Origin of the sequence: Streptomyces sp. NA04227, assembly GCF_013364195.1 — a bacterium.
In the GTDB taxonomy this organism is placed as follows: Bacteria; Actinomycetota; Actinomycetes; order Streptomycetales; family Streptomycetaceae; genus Streptomyces.
In genome coordinates, this window is record NZ_CP054918.1 from 7,632,336 (window position 1) to 7,650,040 (window position 17,705).

The following is a 17,705-nucleotide window of genomic DNA, read 5'->3' on the forward strand; positions in this document are numbered from 1 at the left end:
TCAGGTCCGGGTGAAGTGGGGTGGGCGCTTCTCCGCGAAGGCCCGTCGGCCTTCGGCGGCGTCGGCGGTCGCGAAGCAGACGGCCTGTACGTCGCGTTCGTAGGAGACGGCCTGGTCGAGCGGCATGTTCACGGCCGCGGACAGATTGGCCTTGGCGGTCTCCACCGCGACCGGGGCCCGGGCGGCGATGGTGGCCGCGAGTTCGAGCGCCCGCGGAAGCAGGGCCTCGGGCTCCAGTACCTCGCTCACGAGCCCCCAGTTCAGGGCGAGTTGGGCGTCGACGGGATCGCCGGTCATCAGCATGAGCGCGGTGTTGCCGGTGCCGATGGACGCCGCGAGCTGTGCGGACATGCCACCGCCGCCGATCCAGCCGAGCTTCACCTCGGGCGCGGCGAACTTCGCGCGGACCGAGGCGAGCCGGATGTCGCAGATCAGCGCCGTCTCCAGGCCGCCGCCGAGGGCATAGCCGTTGACCGCCGCGATCAGGGGCTTGCGCAGTTCCTTCAGCGCGTCGCAGTAGTCCCGGCGGTTGCGGAAGTCCCAGGGGGTGGCGTACCTGTCGAGTTCGGCGATGTCGGAGCCCGCGCAGAACGAGCGGTCCCCGGCGCCGGTGAGCACCACCGCGCGGATCTCGTCGTCCGCGTTGCAACGGCGGGCGAGTTCCGACAGGGCGTCGGACATCTCCCGTGTCACGGCGTTCAGTTTCGCGGGACGGTTCAGGGTGAGGACGCCGACCGGTCCGCGTTGCTCCCAGAGCACGTGGCCGTCTGCGTGGGCGGATGTCGTCATCGGGTGGCCTCCTGCTTGCCGGTGGTGAACAGCTCGTCGAGACGGCGCAGTCCGGATGCCGCGGACGTCCTGCCGAGCACGACCTCGCGGACGACCTGTGCCCCCTCGGTCTGGAACCGGATGTATCCGGCGTGCCGAGGCCGTACCCAGGCCCGCGAGACGGTTTCCCGGGTTCCGGAGTAGAAGCCACCGGCGGCCCGGTCGACCTGTTCGGAACGCCAGGCTGAGGCCATCGCGGGCTGCCCCGCGTGGACGGGGATGAATTCCTCCTGCGTCTGCGGTGAGAGCAACTCGCGCAGGTGGGCGAGGAGTTCGGGCGTGGGGTCGCAGCGCCGGGTCAGCGCGAGTCCGGTGCCGCCGAGAGTGGAGCCGGGGCGGCCGTCCGGGGTCAGGCGGGGCGCGTCGGTGAAGGTCACCCGTCGTTCGAGGCCGGGGGAGGCGTAGTTGACGTACCCGTACACCAGGGGGCAGTGCGCGAGGGTGTCGTCCTGCGTCATGGTGCCCAGCAGGGCGATCGGGTTCATGGTGTGGGAACGCGCGGGCGCCCTGCCCGCGAGCGCCGTCATGAGTTCCAGCGCACGGCGACCGGTCGGCTCGCTCACGAACCCCGGTGCCCTGGTACCGGGTTCCTCGCCGAGGGCGACACAGACCGAGGCGAAGGTGAGCAGCGCGTGCGGACCGGCCAGGGACAGCGCGACCGGTGCCCGCGCCGCGAGTTCGACCACCTCCCGCCACAGGGTGGGCGCGGCACCGGCCAGGTCCAGGCGGGTCGCCGCGACCTGAGTGGCGGCGTCCAGCGGCAACGCCCAGAGGTGACCGTCGAGTTCGTACGACGCGAGACTCGGGCCCGACGCGCCGCGCCGCCAGGACTCGACCGTGTCCGGGTCGAAGAGCTCGTCGAGCGGGCGCAGGCACCGGTGCTTCAGGGCGTCCCCCAGGTGGGGGTGGTCGAGGACGATCACGTCGTATTCCTCGGCCAGTTGCTCGATCGGTGTGGACTCGAAGCCTTCGAGCGGGTGGGTGTCCCACACCAGCTCCAGACCGTTCTCCGTGGCTGCTCGTGCCGCCGCGACCAGTGCGTCGCGGCCGCGCGGGTGATCCCAGGTCAGACCCTTGTGGCTCATCACCCGCTCACCCCCGTGACGTCTCGGCGACGACACCGGTGCGCAGCAGGGACCGGATCTCCTCGGGAGTGAGCCCCGCCTCCGCGAGGACCTCCGAGGTGTGCTCGCCGATCAGGGGTGCGCCCCGGTCGATGCGTGCCGGAGTGCGCGAGAAGCGGTAGGGGAACCCGGGCGTGGTGACCCGGCCCTCGGTGGGGTGCTCGTACTCCACGAAGGTGCCGTTGTGGCGGATCTGCGGGTCGTTGACCAGCGCCTCGTAGTCGTACACGGGTCCGGCCCACAACCCCGCCTCGGCCAGCGCGGCCAGCCACTCGGAGGTGGTGCGGGTGCGCAGCCGCTCGGCCGTCGCGCGGTGCACCTCGTCGCGGTGCGTCCAGCCGTGTACCTCGGAGTCCATCTCCAGGAAGGACTCCTCGCCGATCACCTTGCCCAGCGTCGGCAGGTCGGGCATGGCGAGTGCCAGATAGCCGTCGGCGGTCTCGAACGTGCCGTACGGAGCCCGGATGTACACATGCGCGTGCGGCTCGGCGCTGCGCTGCTGCGGCACGCCGCCCGCGGTGTACACCGAGAGTTCCTGCATCTGGAGTGTGGTGATCGCGTCGAGCATGTTCACCTGCACCAGCTGTCCCTCGCCGGTGCGTTCACGGTGCAGCAGCGCGGCGAGCACGCCCTCGAAGGCGGTGGACGCCGTGACGGCGTCGACGAGGTACTGGCCCGCGGGCATCGGGGGCTGGCCGTGCCGTCCCGCGGAGAGCATCGCCCCGGACTTCGCCTGGAGCAGCAGGTCCTGCCCGGGCAGGTTCCGGTCCGGTCCGTCCTCGCCGTAACCCGACATCGACACGTAGACCAGGGCCGGGTTGATCGCCGCGAGCGTCGTGTGGTCCACGCCCAGCCGCTCGGCCACCCCGGGGCGGTAGTTCTGCAGGAAGACGTCGGCGCTCGCCACCAGCCGGAGCAGCAGGGCCTTGCCCTCCGCGGTCTTCAGATCGATCGCGAGCGAACGCTTGTTGCGGTTCAGGGAGAGGAACGAGACATTGACACGGTTGCCGCGCGCCCCGCCGGCGGCGGCATGCCGCTGCCATTCGCCCGTCACCGGCTCGATCTTGACGACGTCGGCGCCGAGGTCGCCCAGGCGCTGGGCGGCAAAGGGTCCGGCCATCGCGATCGAGCAGTCCAGGACGCGATAGCCCTTGAGTATCTGTGGTGTGGTGCTCATGGTGCCTTCCTTGCGCGGCGGTTCACTCGGGCTGGTCCGCGACGGCGCGGATCCGGGCGCGTGCGGCTGCGGTGGCGTCCACGCCGTCGAGCACGCGTAGCGAGGTGGTGTACGTACGGGACTCGCCGTGCTCCAGCCAGATCATCGATCCGTCGTCGCGGGCGGCCGCGTCCCCGGCGACGTGGTGCGTCGAGGGTTCGAGGCCGACGGCGTACTGGCCGCTGCGCAGGTTCTGCCACTCGAAGAAGTGGGGCATCGCCGCGGAGTCCCAGGCGACCTCGACGCCGAAACCGCCTCCGGGGCCGACCAGCGCGACACGGTGACGCCCGTCCCGGTCGGGGACGAGCCGGTGCTCGAAGACCTGCTCGACGAAGCCGGGCCGCGGGGCGGGCAAGTGCCGGTAGGAAACGCCTTGTTCGCGCACCGAGTCGCTCTGCCAGAGCGTGCCGGAGATCGGCGCGAGGAACTCGGTGCCCTCCTCGACCAGCGGCCAGCCGAAGTTGAGGTGGTACAGGAACATGTGCGGCGTCCGCTCGAAGCCGAGGTTGTCGACGACGTCGCGCAACCGGATCTCCAGTCCGTCGAAGTCCACCTCGACGGTCCGGGTCAGGCGCAGGTGCTCACCGAAGGACGTCGCCTGCACCATCTCGCCGCGCACCCGCAGCACACAGTGGTCGCCGTCCCACACTTCCCCTGCTTCGAGCAGGCGGCCCGGGACGGCGGTCAGCCGTCCGTGCAGACCGTGCCGGACCGTCTGCCTGGGCGGGTACCCGTACCCCGACGCGTCCACCTCGCCGCCGAACAGGGTGTGGTCGAGTCCGCCCGAGACCAGCAGTCCGTCGAGCGCCCGCAGCCAGGACAGCCCGTCCTCGTCGTTGTGCTCGTGCAGCCCCGGGTGGCGGAAGCCGTTGCCCGAGCGCCAGCCGAAGGGGACGCCGCGGAAGCGGGCGGCGCCGAGGTCCATGGCACGGTCGACCAGGACGTCGACTTCCAGGCCCGCGGCGGTGCGCAGTTCGACGGCGCGTACGCCGCGTTCCGTGCCGTTGGCCAGTTCGACCTGGCGGACTCCGGCGACGGATTCCAGGTCGCCGGTGCGCTCGCGCAGCGCGCGGGCGGACAGTTCTCTGCCGAAGATGTTCATCGCGTTCACCCCATGACCCATCCGCCGTCGACGTTCACCGTCTGGCCGGTGACGAAGGAGGAGTCCGGTCCGAGCAGGAAGGACACCACCGCGGCCAGCTCCTCGCCGGTCCCGCGCCGTTTCAGCGACTGGTGCTCGACCACGAACCGGGCGTACTCCTCCGGGTTGTCGTGGATGGTCTCGGCCTTGGTCGGAAACGCGCCCGGCGAGACCGCGTTGACCCGGATCCCGGACGGGCCCAGTTCACGGGCCAGCGCCCGGGTGAGCGAGACCGCGGCGCCCTTGGTCGAGACATAGCCGGAGAGATTGGCCCAGCCGCCGTGCCAGGTGATCGACGCGAGGTTCACGATCGCGCCCCGGCCGCGCGGAACCATCAGCCGGGCGGCGGCCTGCGCCGCGAGGAAGTAGGCGCGCTGGTTGACCGCGACCACCTCGTCGTACTCCGCGAACGTGACTTCCAGGAAAGGGGTGTTCGGGTAGACGGCGGCGTTGTTGACGAGTGCGTGCACGGGGCCGAGGGTGTGCTCGACCGTGTCCACGGCCTCGGGTATCGCCGTGGCCTCGCGCAGGTCGACGCCGAGTGCCAGGTGCTTGACTCCCGCCGCGTCGAGGGAGGCCGAGGTGGTGTCGAGTCCCTCGCCGGGCAGATCGAGTACGGCGACGTCGTAGCCGTCGGCGCCCAGGCGCAGGGCGGTGGCGCGCCCCAGGGACCCGCCGCCGCCGGTGACGACGGCGCTGCCCGAGGGCCGTTCAACGGGCCTTGTCATGGTGCTCCTTGGTGCTGGTCGGTGGGTGACGTCGGTTGAGGTCGCAAGCTGGTTCCGCCGCCGTCCACGGCGAGTTCAGCCCCGGTGAGGGAGCCGCACACGGGCGAGGACAGGAGGAGCACCGCCTCGGCGATCTCTTCGGTGCCCACCAGGCGCCCGTGGGGCTGGCGGGCGGTGAGCCGGTTTCGCGCGGAGCCGGGGTCCTGGGAGGAGGCGACCAGCCGGTCCACCCAGGGCGTGTCGGCCGTGCCCGGGTGCACCACGTTCACGCGGACGCCGTCCCGCAGTCCGTCCGCGGCCATCGCCCTGGCGAGCGCGGTCACCGCGCCCTTGCTGGCGCCGTAGACGGCCCGTTCCTGGTAGCCCTGGGCCGCGGCCATCGAGCCCACGACCACCACGGCGGCGTGGTCCGATGCGGCCAGGTGCGGCCAGGCCGCACGGCAGAACCGGGCGGTGCCCGTGACGTTGACGTCCAGCACCCGCGCCCACTCGTCATCGGACGCCTCGGCGACGGTGCCGACCGAGGCCACACCGGCCGCCGTGACGAGCACATCGAGTCCGCCGAGTGCGTCGACGGCGCTCACGACGGCCGTACGAACCTGTGCGTCGTCGCGGACGTCCGCGGTCGTGCGCCGTGCCTCACCGGGACGCGGCGGACCGTAGGCGCCGCGGCCGACGGCGACCACCTCGGCGCCCTCGCGGAGGAACGCCTCCACGACGGCGAGGCCTATCCCGGAGGTTCCGCCGGTCACCAGGGCGCGTATGCCGTCGAGCCGGTGCGTGGCAGTGCGTTTCATGGCGGTCAGCCCCTTCGAGGGTCGGGCTTGCGTGTCAGACGGCGGCCCGCGTCGGACGGGCGTACGTGCGGACTCGCGGGGGCCGTCCACCCGTTGGCGCCGTTCGCCCGCGTCACGGCCTCCTCGTCGACGACGAGGCCGAGCCCCGGGCTGTCGCCGAGCACGACCCTGCCGTCCTCGAAGGTCTGGTCGGCGCTGATCCCCTGGGGGAAGCCGAGGTCCTGGATCTCGACGGCCATGTGGTTGGGCACCACGGCCGCCGCGTGGCACAGCGGGTTGGCGTTGTAACCGACCGGGCTGATGGGCAGGTCGACCGAGTGCGCCAGGGCGGCGACCCGCAGGAAGTGGGTGATTCCCCAGATGCTTCCGGTCTGCACGATGTCCACGGCGCGCGCCAGGACCAGCGGACGGAACTGTTCGAGCCCGGTCAGGTTCTCTCCGGTGGCCACCGCCGCGCGTACCCCCCGCGAGACCGCGGCGAGGCCTTCGGCGTCCCAGCGGCGTACGGGTTCCTCGACCCAGGCGAGGTCGAGTTCCTCCTCGATGCGCCGCACGTGCCGGACGGCCTCCTTGCGCGACCACGTCTCGTTGGCGTCGAGCATCAGGGCCGGACGGCCGCCGGAGGCCGCGGCGTACACCTCGTCGGCGAGCCGCAGCCGACGGATGTCGGTGGCCGCGTCTAGCCCGCCCTTCAGCTTTACGGCGCCGAACCCGCGCTCGGCGAACGGCTGGTGGGCCGCCACGAGTTCGTCGTCCGAGAGTGGCCCGTCGAGGGCGGAGGCATAGGCGGGCACGACGCGGTCGGCGGCGCCGAGGGTGCGCCACAGCGGTTCCCCGGCGGCCTTCGCCTTGAGGTCCCACAGCGCCATGTCCAGCGCCCCGATGGTGCCGAAGACGGCTCCCGCGTGTCCGGCCTTGAACACTCTGGCGAGCATCCGGTCGTACAGCGCGGGGGCCGCCCTCGGGTCCGCCCCGTCGAGCAGGGGGAAGAAGTCCTCGATGTGGGCGGTGGAGCCGAGCCCGACGCCGGTCTCGCCGGAGTCGGTGCTCAGCAGCACGATCGGCACCTCGGTGGTCCCGGAGCGCACGGCGCCGTTGGCGTCCCCGATCGGGCGTCCCCAGTCGTGCACGGTGGAGAGCGTGCGATAGCCGGTGATGCGCATGGTGTGTCCCCTAGGGCCTTGGTCCGGTCGGCCGTGCGGCCTGTGGTGATCGCCTGGCGGAGGGAGCGGTGGACGGCGGCCACGGATGGCGCCCACCGAGGGAACGCCGCCTCGCACGGGGCGGACGACGCGCACGAATCCTCCGGTGCCTCGCCGAGCGCGGTGCGGTGCGACGGCTTGTTCGGGCCCGCCCGTACGTGGCCGTGCCCGGTTGCCGTGGTCGTGCCCCGGGTCGACTGCGACCTGCGATCCTCCTCAGGCTCAGTTGATTGTTAGTTGTCTGTTGACTGTTGTCAAGAAGGCAGATGTAGGTCTACTCTTCGGTGTCCTAAGGTGTGGGCATGCCAGTAGTTCGCGGGGGAGGAGACGACGTGGCCGGATCGCTGATCTCAGCGCTCGACCTCAGGCTGCCCGCCGCCACGGGCAAGCGCCCCGCCCGACTCGCGCAGCTCGTGGTCGGTTCGCTCGTCGATGCCATCGTGGCCCGGCGTATCGCGCCGCAGAGCGTGCTGCCGCCGGAGTCGGCGCTGTCCGCCGCGTTCGAGGTCAGCCGCATCACGGTCCGTGAAGCGGTCAAGCTCCTCGAGGCCAAGGGGCTCGTGTCGGTCCGGCACGGCGTCGGCGCGGTGGTCAATGCGGACACCGAGTGGAACCTTTTGGACGCGGACGTGCTGGCCGCGGCCATGCGTCACGACGAGAACGTGACCCTTCTCGACGAACTGGTCGGAGTGCGTGTCGCGCTGGAATCGGACCTGGCCGCCCAGGCGGCGCTCAACGCCGACGCCACCGACCTCGCCGAGATCGAGGGCCTCTACCACCGCCTGGAATCCCAACTGCGCGAGCCCGAGGCCTTCATCGTCTCGGATGTCGAGTTCCACGACCGCATCATGGCCGCCTCGGGCAACCGACTCGCGCGCTCGATCGTCGGTACGGTGCATAGCCAGGCCCGCACAAGCCTCCGGTACCAAGGGCATCCGAGCGTCCAGGACGTCACCGTGACCAACCGCGAGCACGCGAAGATCCTTGAGCGGCTGCTCGACCGGGACGCTGCCGGAGCGGGTACGGCGATGGCTGACCACATTCGCTCCGCTTGGTCGCGCCGTCGGCCGACGCCTGCCTGACGGCCGCCCCGCGCCTTTCCGCTCATTCCCAACAACCGTGGTGCGTCCGGGAGTTGAGGGATTTCCGGCGCCGGTTGCCCGGACAGGCCGGTGCGCGTGCCTAAGCCTCGCGCACCGGCCTGTCCCCGTGCTCGGTGGCGTCGGTCAGGTCCTCCTCGTCCGAGCCGCGCCGCAGCCACTCCTCGATGCCGGCCACATGGGCCAGCGACCAGGCCGCGGCGATGCTCGGCTGCCTCCGCGTGATGGCGGTGGCAATCGCATGGTGCTCACGCCGGGTCTGCTCGAAGGCGCTCTCCTGCGTGACGCCTCGCCAGATACGGGCCCGCCGGGTACGGCTGGCCACGCCGTCGACCAGTGAGCACAGCACCGTATTGCCGGAGGCCTGGGCGATGCGGTGGTGGAACTCCAGGTCGTTGGCGACCACGTCGTCGACCTCCGACCCCGGGCCGATGGCTTCGGCCAGCGTGAGCAGATCCCGAGCGTCCTCGTCCGTCATCAGCAGGGCGGCCTTCTCCGCGGCCAGCGGCTCCAGCGCGCGCCGTACCTCGAACAGGTCCAGGACGCTCGAGTCCTGGTGCAGGTCGATGACGAAACCCATGGACTCCAGGAGCACATCGGGCGTGAGGCTGGTGACATAGGTGCCGTCGCCCCGCCGTACGTCGAGAATGCGCATCATCGACAGCGCCCGCACGGCCTCGCGGAGCGAACCCCGCGAGATGCCGAGCTGGACCGAGAGATCGGCCTCCCGAGGCAGGCGGTCGCCGGGCTTCAGACGCCCGTCCATGATCATCGACTTGATTTTCTGGATCGCGTCATCCGTCAACGCCATGGGAACACTCACCTGCCTCGTCGGGTCGCATCGTAGATCACCCGCGCAAGCGCAACCGGAGACCGGCGGAGCCGCCGTCGACCGCGAGCACCACACCGACCGTCGACCCGGAGCCGGGCCCGGCCAGGTAGGCCACGGCACGCGCGACCTCCTCAGGGCTGACCAGACGCCCGTGGGGCTGCCGTGCTTCGAGCGCGGCCCGCTCGGCGGCCGGATCGGCGGACCGGTTCAGCAGCCGCTGCACCCAAGGGGTGTCGGCGGTGCCGGGGTTGACGCAGTTGACCCGCACTCCGTCGGCGAGGTGGTCCGCCGCCATGGCGAGGGTGAGCGACTGGACGGCACCCTTCGCCGCGGCGTAGAGGGCCCGGTCCGGCAGGCCCGTCGTCCCCACGATCGAGCCGATGTTGACGATCGCGGCCGACGGCGACCGGCGCAGATGCGGCAGGGCGGCCCGGCTGACGCGGACGGCGCCGAGCAGATTCACGTCCAGCAGACGCAGCCACTCCGCGTCGGAGTTGTCCTCGACCGTGCCGACCGCGCCGATGGCGGCATTGTTGACCACCACGTCGATACGGCCCCAGGTCCGCACCACCTGCTCCACCGCCCGGCACACGCTCTCGTCGTCCCCGACGTCGGCCTTGATGCCGAGCACGCCCTCCGGCGCGCCCGAGGGTTCCAGGTCGAGGGCGGCCACGCGCGCGCCACGGTCCGTCAGTTCCGTGGCCACCGCCGCGCCTATGCCGGAGGCTCCTCCGGTCACCAGGGCGACAAGGCCCTCGTACTCGCCGATGCCGGTGAAGCTCATCGGTCCCCCTCGTGTGCGACGTACTCCTGCCGCTGACGGCCGAGGCCGTCGATCTCCACCTCGACCACGTCGCCGGGGGAGAGGTACGGGAACCGTCCGGAGAGCGCGACGCCCTCCGGGGTGCCGGTCAGCACCAGATCCCCGGGGTCGAGGACCATGTACTGGCTCAGGTGGTGAACGACATGGGCGACGTCGAAGATCTGCCCGGCCGTGCTGGAGTCCTGGCGCGGCTCGCCGTTCACGAAGCTGCGCAGGCCCAGATTCCGGTGATCCACCTCGTCGGGCGTGACCAGCCATGGGCCGAGCGGGCTGAACCCGGGACAGTTCTTGCCCTTGCTCCACTGCCCGCCGGAGTGCTCCAGCTGGAAGTCCCGCTCGGACAGGTCGTTGGCGACGAGGAACCCGGCCACATGGTCCAGGCTCTGCTCGGGGGAGTCGAGGTAGGACGCCTGCTTGCCGATCACGACGCCGAGTTCGACCTCCCAGTCGGTCTTCGTGCCGCCCCGTGGGATGGTCACCGTGTCGTGGGGACCGACGACCGTGTTGGGCGCCTTGAAAAAGATCACCGGCGAGGCGGGCGGCTCGGAGCCGGACTCGGCGGCATGCGCGGCGTAGTTCATGCCGACGCAGACGATGGCTCCCGGACGCGCGAGAGGGGCCCCGATGCGCAGTGCCTCGGCGTCCTCGACGAGGGGCAGTTCACCGGCGGCGAGTGCGGCGGCGGCACGGGCGGGTCCACCGGTCCGCCAGAAGTCCGGGCCGATGTCGTCGGTGATGCCGCGGAGGCTGCGGACCTCGCCGTCCAGGACCAGCACCGGCTGCTCCTGTCCTTTGGGGCCCAAGCGGGCGAACTTCATAGGTGAACTCCTAGAGATCTAATGTTTCGCCGAGGTCAGCCTGAATATTCGGGCCTAATCGGCGCTCTCCTCGAACTTGACACATGAAACATCTAATGTCTAGCGTCTGTCCATGTCCGGCGGGAGGAGCCCGCCAGGTCGGAGGCAAGGCCCCGACCGCCTTGGACCCGCCTCTGCCGAGGACTCACTGGAGCGACTCGGCCCGGCCCGTCCCGACCCACCGATTCCCGCCCGCGCTCCGGGACGAGCCGGCGGAGAGAGGACTGGTCCCGCGATGCGTGTAGCACTGTCGGTGACGTGTATGAACGACGCGCTGTTTCCGGAGACGGGACGCAACACGGCGAAGCTGCTCCGCCGCCTCGGCGTCGACGTCGAGTTCCCGGCCGGACAGGCCTGCTGCGCCCAGCCGATGGTCAACACCGGCTACCTCGCCGAAGCGGTCCCGGTGCTGAGGAACTTCGTGCGGACCTTCGAGGAGTACGACGCCGTCGTGACGCCGTCGGGATCCTGTGCCGGGTCGGTGCGGCACCAGCACGCGATCGTCGCCCGGCGCTCGGGCGACGCGGCGCTCGCCCACCGGTCGGCGGAACTCGCGCCGAGGGTCTACGAACTCTCCGAGTTCCTGGTGGACGTACTGGGCGTCACCGACGTGGGCGCCACGTTCCCGGGCACGGTGACGTACCACCCGACCTGCCATGCGCTGCGAATGCTCGGGACGGCCGACCGCCCCGTACAACTGCTGCGGGAAGTAAGGGGACTTCGCCTGGTGGAGCTTTTGGAGGCCACCGAATGCTGTGGTTTCGGGGGCACGTTCGCGATGAAGAACGCCGCGACCTCCGTCGCGATCGGCGAGGACAAGGTACGCAACGTCCTGGCGACGGGCGCTCAGGTGCTGGTGGCCGGCGACCGTTCCTGCCTGACCCATATCGGAGGGCTGCTGTCCCGGGCGCGGGCCGGGGTGCGCGTGATGCACCTGGCCGACGTGCTGGCCCGCACCGAGGCCGACCTGGAGGCCGCGTCATGACCGGCACGTTCCTGGGGATGCCGCCCTTCCCGGAGGCCGCGCGGCGCGCCCTCGAAGACGGCACGCTGCGCGCGAACCTCGACCACGCCACGTCGACCATCCGCGCCAAGCGGGACGCCGTGGTGGCGGAGGTCGAGGACTGGGAGGAACTGCGGCTGGCCGGCGCCGCGATCAAGGACGACGTCCTGCTGCGGCTCGACGAGCATCTGCTCACGCTGGAGACCTCCCTCCGAGCGGCGGGAGCGGTCGTGCACTGGGCGCGCGACGCCGACGAGGCCTGCCGCGTCGTCGCCGAGGTGGCGAAAGCCCACGGCGCCCACGAGGTGGTCAAGGTCAAGTCGATGGCGACCCAGGAGATCGGTCTCAACGAGGCACTCGCGGCCGAGGGGATCGACGCCTGGGAGACCGATCTGGCCGAACTGATCGTGCAGCTGGGCGACGATCTGCCGTCGCACATCCTGGTGCCCGCGATCCACCGGAACCGCTCCGAGGTCCGTGACCTGTTCCGTTCGGCCATGGGGGAGAGCGGCGTACCGGCTCCCGACGACCTCACCGACGATCCGGCACGACTGGCCGAGGCGGCCCGGCTGCATCTGCGCGAGAAGTTCCTGCGGGCCAAGGTGGCCGTCTCCGGTGCGAACTTCGCCGTCGCCGACACGGGCACGCTGGTCGTGGTCGAGTCCGAGGGCAACGGCCGGATGTGCCTCACCCTGCCCGAAGTGCTGGTCTCCGTCGTCGGCGTGGAGAAAGTCGTGCCGTCGTGGCAGGACCTGGAGGTCTTCTTCCAGTTGCTGCCGCGTTCGTCGACAGGGGAGCGGATGAACCCCTATACGTCGACATGGACCGGGATCCACACCGGTGACGGCCCGCAAGAGGTGCATGTGGTGCTCCTCGACAACGGCCGCACTAGGGCACTGGCCGACGAGGTCGGCAGGCAGGCGCTGCGTTGTATCCGCTGCTCGGCCTGCCTGAACGTCTGCCCGGTCTACGAACGCACCGGCGGGCACGCCTACGGCTCGGTCTACCCGGGCCCGATCGGCGCGATCCTCAATCCACTCCTGGTCGGCCCCGGCGCCGACCGGCAGGTCGACTCGCTGCCGTATGCGTCCACACTGTGCGGCGCCTGCTACGAGGCGTGCCCGGTGCGCATCGACATCCCGTCCGTTCTGGTCGACCTGCGGGCCCAGGTCGTCGACGCGCACCGGGGCGGCCTGCCCGGACCGGAGGCCGTGGCCATGAAGGCGGCGAGCCGCGTGCTCGCCTCGGGGCGGCTGCTGGCCCTGGCGGAGCGTCTGACGACGCCCGTGCTGCGGATCGCCCGGTACGTCGGTGCCTCCGCGTGGACCCGGGGCCGTGAACTGCCGGCGGCTCCGGCCGAGACGTTCCGTACCTGGTGGCGACGGAAGGAAGGCACGTCATGAGAGCACGCGAGATGAGTGCGCGCGAGGAGATTCTCGCCGGCGTACGCAGTGCCCTCTCGGGGGTGCCCGCACCGCCTCCCGTACCGCGCGGATACCGCCGCGTTCCGACGGGCACCGACCTTGTGGATCTCTTCGTCGAACGGGTGGAGGAGTACCGGGCCCGTACCGTCCGCTGCACCTCGGACGGCGTCGAGCGGGAACTCGTCCGCGTTCTGCCTCCCGGCGCCCGGGTCGTCGTCCCGGACGGATTCCCGTGGCAGGTGCCGGGGGCCGTCCCGGGCCGGGCACTCGACCCGCGGGCGCTCGACTCGCTCGACGCGGTGGTGACGACGGCGACGGTCGCCGTGGCCGAGACGGGGACGCTGGTTCTGACGCACGGCCCGGGACAGGGGCGCCGCGCGTTGTCCCTGATCCCCGATCTGCACGTGTGCGTCGTGCGCGGGCAGCAACTCGTCGCCGATGTACCGGCCGCCTTCGCCCTGCTTGACCCGGCCGACCCGACGACCTGGATCAGTGGTCCCTCCGCGACCAGCGACATCGAGCTGGAGCGGGTGGAGGGTGTGCACGGCCCGCGCGGACTGCACGTCCTGGTCGTGACGGACGCCTGACAGCAGTTGTCGACGGGCACCGAATCAGGACGTGGCCGAAAGCGGCTTGGCGATGTCCTCTAGGCCGCGCTGTTCGGCGGGCACCGCGAGGAAGGCGGCGACCAGGCCCGCCAGGGTCATCAGACCGGCGCCGAGCTGGAAGGCGAGCACCGTGTCCGCGACGTGGCCCGATTCGGTGAGCTCGGCGAAGACCAGCGGGCCCGTGATGCCGCCCGCGGCGGTGCCGATCGCGTAGAAGAAGGCGATCGCCATGGCCCTGGTCTCCATCGGGAAGATCTCGGAGACGGTCAGATACGCGCTGGAGGCTCCTGCCGAGGCGAAGAACAGGACCACGCACCAGCAGGCGGTCAGGCCCTGGGCGTCGAGGGAACCGAGGTCGAAGAGCCAGGCGGTGCCGAACAGCAGCAGGCCGGAGAGCACATAGGTACCGGAGATCATGATGCGGCGGCCGATGGTGTCGAAGAGTTTGCCCAGGACCAGCGGGCCGACGAAGTTTCCGGCCGCGATGATGGCGAAGTAGTAGCCGGTGCTGCCGGTGGGGACGTCGTAGAACGTGGTGAGGATGGCGCCGAAGCCGAAGGTGATCGCGTTGTAGAGGAAGGCCTGACCGATGAAGAGGGACAGGCACAGGACCGCTCGCCGGGGATAGCTGCGGAAGACCGTCCTGGCGATGATGACGAAGCCGATGCTCTTGCGCTGGTGGATGGTGATCGGCGCACCGGGCTCGGGAAGCGGACGGCCGTGCTCGCGTTCGGCCTCGGTCTCCACCGAGGCGACCAGTTCCTCCGCCTCCTCGCCCCGGCCGTGGAGGAACTGCCAGCGGGGGCTCTCCGGTACGTTGCGGCGTACCAGCAGGATGACCAGGCCGAGGACGACACCCATGGCGAAGGTGAGCCGCCAGCCGAGGTCCTTGGGGAAGATCGCCGTGTTCAGGGCGACTACGGACAGCAGGGAGCCGCCGACCGCGCCGAGCCAGTAGCTGCCGTTGATGATCAGGTCGACGCGGCCGCGGAACTTGGCCGGGATCAGTTCGTCGATCGCCGAGTTGATGGCCGCGTACTCACCGCCGATGCCGAAGCCGGTCAGAAACCGGAACAGAAAGAACCACCAGGCCTCGAAGGACAGGGCGGTGAGGGCGGTCGCGGCCAGATAGACCGCGAGCGTGATCATGAACAGCTTCTTGCGTCCGTACCGGTCGGTGAGCCAGGCGAAGAAGAGCGCGCCGGTACAGGCACCGGCGACGTAGAGGGCCGCGGCGAGGCCGGTGATCTGGGCCGAGGTGATGTCGAGCCCGCTGCCCTCCTCGGACAGCCGCCCCGCGATGTTGCCGACCGTGGTCACTTCCAGGCCGTCCAGGATCCATACGGTGCCCAGGCCCACGACGATCATCCAGTGCCAGTGCGACCAGGGCAGCCGGTCGAGGCGGGCCGGGACGGCGGTGGTGAAGGTGTCGTCCGGGGCGGGCTCGGCGCCGGACCGGCCGGACGAGCCGGAACCCGGTCCCGGCCCGGGACCGGGCGGTGGTGGGGTGGGCATCGGCTTCCCTCCCTGCGGTGCGGGGCCCGCGCGGTATAGGCACTCCCGCGCGCCGGACTGTGGTGGCTGGTGTCGCGTGCTGTCCTCAGCCTGCCGTCGGGAGGGGCGGCGAGCCCGCCGGAGAGCGATGGGTTGTGGCATCCGGGGCATGGGGGATGGGCGCCTCTTCGGGTGTCCGTCCGCTCGGTCCGCTGCCGGATCGAGCGCCGCCGGGCGGTGACTGCTCGGGCGGGCAGGACGGTTGTCGGCATGGTTGCGCTACGTAGAGGACCAGTGCTCATCATGTGATGGTCCTGTGTCAGGATGTGCGCATGATTCAGGGGTGGGGGCCTCGGGCGGAAGGTCCGGTGGCGAGAGTTGTTGGGTGCTCACATCGCGGCAGTGCGTGGCGAGTTGGGCGCGCGGCGAGCATGGGCGCGTGTGTGTTCGTGAGCGTCGCGCTCCTTGCGGGGTGCGGTGGCGGGGAGGCGGACGGGGGAGGTGCCTCCGGGCGTGACAAGGGGGCCGGGCCATCCGGCTCAACGGCCGTTGAGCCCGCCAAGAAGCGGAGGCAGGCGCTGTACGACGTGCGGACGGCGGTCGGCCTGATCGCCGAGGGCGTTCGCGTCGTACCGAAACCGGAGTGGAAGACCCCCTGCGAAGTGGAGGTCGTCGGATATGTGACAGAGGCTCCCGGACGTTCCGACTTCCAGCGGGTCGTCGACCGGTTGACCGAACTGGGGTGGCGATCCGGCAAGGTGGAGGCGATGGAGGAGCCCGGCCCGCAGAATCCCGCATACGTCAGCTTCGTGCGCAGCGGGAAGTGGAGTCTCATCGTGGGAAGCTCGCGCATCCCTCAGCAGCTCAAGGACAAGGTCCCTGGGTACGAGGGGTTCATCCGCATCTCCGGGAGCGCCGCGAGCTGTGATCTGTACACGCCGCCTGCTCGCCCGACTGGTAAGCCCCCTGAAAGGCCGAACCTCGACGGGTTGATGAGCGGCTGAGTGGTACGGGACGGCGGTCGCGCCGCGGGGTGTGGTGCACGGGCGCCACGCCCCGCGGCACTCTTCTTTCGCCGTCGAGTTTCGCCGTCGGCTCCGTGACCCGCGGGCACATCAACCGGCAGCCGCAGAAGACGTGCGGCGTCGCTCTTCTCCAAGCTCACAGCCGTCGCCACAATGTCTGCGGGCGCCGCGGAATTCTTCGTGCGCGACCCCTTGCGCGCCAACTTTCGACGTGTAACCTACGAGTCGTAGCTAACAGAGTGTGATGTTGAGGCCTTCGATATCTCTTACGAGTCGATGTCGGGGGCGGCGCGGAAACACGGTCGGTGCTCGTCACCTACGGGCTCGCCGGTTCCGCCGCTCGGCATCGGTTGGCCGTGCACTTCGGAGGCGTCAGGACGAGATGCCGATGAGGGCCGCCTCGGCAGTCAGGTGCCGTCTGCGGGGCGAGACGGCACGGACTGCCAAGTGTCGTACCGCGGCCCGGAGTTGTGAGAGCGGGCGTCGGCGACATTGTTCGTTTTCGGTCGTCGTGGTTCATGAATCCGGTCCCGCCGCGGGGACGTCGCACAGCCGCAGGGACGTCGCACAGAAGCGTGACCCGAGCCGAGCACGGTCCGCGACCGGTCGGTCCGGGGCAGGCGCTCTTCATTGACCTCGTACCGCCCGGTGCGGGACTCGAGACGGGACGAGCCATGATGATCTCGCCTGGGACACCCGGGTCGCCTGCTTCCGAGGCGCGCGCGGGCCGTGTGGGCAAGCGGGTGCGGATGCCGCGCCCGGAGCGCCAGCGGCAACTGCTCGACGTCGCGGAGGACTTGTTCACCACACGAGGCTTCGCGGGGACGTCCATCGAGGACATCGCACGGGCCGCGGGGGTGACGCGTCCCGTCGTGTACGACCTGCTCGGCGACAAGGACGCCGTGCTGCTTGCCTGTGTCGCCCGAGCCCGGCGGGACTTCGAGGATCGCTTCACTCAAGCGGTCACCGCGGTCTCCGACGGCGAGGTCGAGGACATCCTGCGCGCCGGTGGCGAGGTGTTCTTCACGATGCTGGAAGCCGACCAGCGGCGGTGGGCCGTGCTGTTCAGCAGTACGACCGCCACCTCCGGCTTCCTGGCCGAGCAGCTCACCGACCTGCGCGTCGCGACCGTACGCAAGATCGCGGAGCTGGCCCACGAGTTCCTGCCGGACGCGAACGAGGAGCAGGTGCACGCCTTGGCGCACACCATCTCCGGCGTGGGCGAGCAGCTGGGGCGATGGTGGCTGCGCGAACCGCACATCCCACGGGAACGGATCGTCGACTACTACCTGCAGTTCATCGCCGCCGGGGTGACCACGGTCGCCCCCGAGCAGTCGGGCGCCCGCAGTACTCCCTGAGGTGCCAAGACAGGCTCCCCAACGGGCCGAGCCGGGCGCCCACTTCATCACTCCGGGCACTATCCGCCGTCCGCCGTCGACCGCACAGTGGTGGGCGCCGGGCCAGGCGGCCCGCCAAACCCTGCGACTCGCCACCCCCCGACCA

At 70.7% G+C, this 17,705-nt stretch carries 17 protein-coding genes; 6 read left to right on the forward strand and 11 right to left on the reverse strand.

What is annotated here, in order from left to right:
* From HUT18_RS32100 to HUT18_RS32130, 7 genes are read right to left on the reverse strand one after another with little or no spacing between them, the layout of a single operon-like run.
* The gene (locus tag HUT18_RS32100; RefSeq protein ID WP_176104010.1) at positions 1-789 is read right to left on the reverse strand and encodes an enoyl-CoA hydratase/isomerase family protein; all 789 of its coding nucleotides are present in this window, start codon (positions 787-789) and stop codon (positions 1-3) included.
* Positions 786-1,913: a carbohydrate ABC transporter substrate-binding protein gene (locus HUT18_RS32105; RefSeq protein ID WP_176104011.1), complete on the reverse strand. Its 1,128-nt coding sequence runs from the start codon at positions 1,911-1,913 to the stop codon at positions 786-788. The genes HUT18_RS32100 and HUT18_RS32105 overlap by 4 nt, the downstream gene beginning before the upstream one ends.
* A 7-nt stretch (positions 1,914-1,920) precedes the next feature.
* Positions 1,921-3,129: a CaiB/BaiF CoA-transferase family protein gene (locus HUT18_RS32110; RefSeq protein ID WP_176104012.1), complete on the reverse strand. Its 1,209-nt coding sequence runs from the start codon at positions 3,127-3,129 to the stop codon at positions 1,921-1,923.
* 22 nt (positions 3,130-3,151) lie between these two features.
* Entirely contained in the window at positions 3,152-4,270 is a 1,119-nt protein-coding gene (locus HUT18_RS32115) for an aldose 1-epimerase family protein (protein ID WP_176104013.1), read from the reverse strand.
* Positions 4,271-4,275: 5 nt separating this feature from the next.
* On the reverse strand, positions 4,276-5,037 hold the full coding sequence (locus tag HUT18_RS32120) for an SDR family NAD(P)-dependent oxidoreductase (protein ID WP_176104014.1): 762 nt from the start codon (positions 5,035-5,037) through the stop codon (positions 4,276-4,278).
* On the reverse strand, positions 5,034-5,834 hold the full coding sequence (locus HUT18_RS32125; protein WP_176104015.1) for an SDR family NAD(P)-dependent oxidoreductase: 801 nt from the start codon (positions 5,832-5,834) through the stop codon (positions 5,034-5,036). Before HUT18_RS32125 ends, HUT18_RS32120 begins: the two co-directional genes overlap by 4 nt.
* Positions 5,835-5,839: 5 nt before the next feature.
* On the reverse strand, positions 5,840-6,997 hold the full coding sequence (locus tag HUT18_RS32130) for a mandelate racemase/muconate lactonizing enzyme family protein (RefSeq protein ID WP_176104016.1): 1,158 nt from the start codon (positions 6,995-6,997) through the stop codon (positions 5,840-5,842).
* A 371-nt stretch (positions 6,998-7,368) separates the two neighbouring features.
* On the opposite strand from HUT18_RS32130, the gene HUT18_RS32135 reads away from it, so the two are divergent.
* A complete protein-coding gene (locus tag HUT18_RS32135; protein WP_176104017.1) occupies positions 7,369-8,118 on the forward strand; it encodes a FadR/GntR family transcriptional regulator in 750 nt (249 codons plus the stop codon).
* Positions 8,119-8,218: 100 nt separating this feature from the next.
* Here the strand turns inward: HUT18_RS32135 and HUT18_RS32140 are convergent, their stop codons facing one another.
* The 3 genes from HUT18_RS32140 to HUT18_RS32150 are packed head-to-tail and all read right to left on the reverse strand — an operon-like array spanning position 8,219 to position 10,609.
* Positions 8,219-8,947, reverse strand: a complete 729-nt coding sequence (locus HUT18_RS32140; protein WP_176104018.1) for a FadR/GntR family transcriptional regulator — start codon at positions 8,945-8,947, stop codon at positions 8,219-8,221.
* A 37-nt stretch (positions 8,948-8,984) separates the two neighbouring features.
* A complete protein-coding gene (locus HUT18_RS32145) occupies positions 8,985-9,737 on the reverse strand; it encodes an SDR family NAD(P)-dependent oxidoreductase (protein WP_176104932.1) in 753 nt (250 codons plus the stop codon).
* An 11-nt stretch (positions 9,738-9,748) separates the two neighbouring features.
* Positions 9,749-10,609, reverse strand: a complete 861-nt coding sequence (locus HUT18_RS32150) for a fumarylacetoacetate hydrolase family protein (RefSeq protein ID WP_176104019.1) — start codon at positions 10,607-10,609, stop codon at positions 9,749-9,751.
* 274 nt (positions 10,610-10,883) lie between these two features.
* Between HUT18_RS32150 and HUT18_RS32155 the strand changes: the two genes are divergently transcribed.
* Genes HUT18_RS32155 through HUT18_RS32165 form a run of 3 tightly spaced genes read left to right on the forward strand, consistent with a single transcriptional unit; the run spans position 10,884 to position 13,662 of the window.
* On the forward strand, positions 10,884-11,633 hold the full coding sequence (locus HUT18_RS32155; protein WP_176104020.1) for a (Fe-S)-binding protein: 750 nt from the start codon (positions 10,884-10,886) through the stop codon (positions 11,631-11,633).
* Entirely contained in the window at positions 11,630-13,054 is a 1,425-nt protein-coding gene (locus HUT18_RS32160) for a lactate utilization protein B (RefSeq protein ID WP_176104021.1), read from the forward strand. The genes HUT18_RS32155 and HUT18_RS32160 overlap by 4 nt, the downstream gene beginning before the upstream one ends.
* A gap of 11 nt (positions 13,055-13,065) precedes the next feature.
* Entirely contained in the window at positions 13,066-13,662 is a 597-nt protein-coding gene (locus HUT18_RS32165; RefSeq protein WP_176104933.1) for an LUD domain-containing protein, read from the forward strand.
* 24 nt (positions 13,663-13,686) lie between these two features.
* Here HUT18_RS32165 and HUT18_RS32170 read toward each other — a convergent pair whose 3' ends face one another.
* Complete coding sequence (locus tag HUT18_RS32170; RefSeq protein WP_176104022.1) at positions 13,687-15,198, reverse strand: MFS transporter; 1,512 nt, start codon at positions 15,196-15,198, stop codon at positions 13,687-13,689.
* A gap of 428 nt (positions 15,199-15,626) precedes the next feature.
* Here HUT18_RS32170 and HUT18_RS32175 point away from each other — a divergent pair, with 428 nt between their 5' ends.
* Positions 15,627-16,181, forward strand: a complete 555-nt coding sequence (locus HUT18_RS32175) for a hypothetical protein (protein WP_176104023.1) — start codon at positions 15,627-15,629, stop codon at positions 16,179-16,181.
* Between the two features lie 695 nt (positions 16,182-16,876).
* Complete coding sequence (locus tag HUT18_RS32180; protein ID WP_176104024.1) at positions 16,877-17,560, forward strand: TetR/AcrR family transcriptional regulator; 684 nt, start codon at positions 16,877-16,879, stop codon at positions 17,558-17,560.
* Positions 17,561-17,705 lie beyond the last annotated feature (145 nt).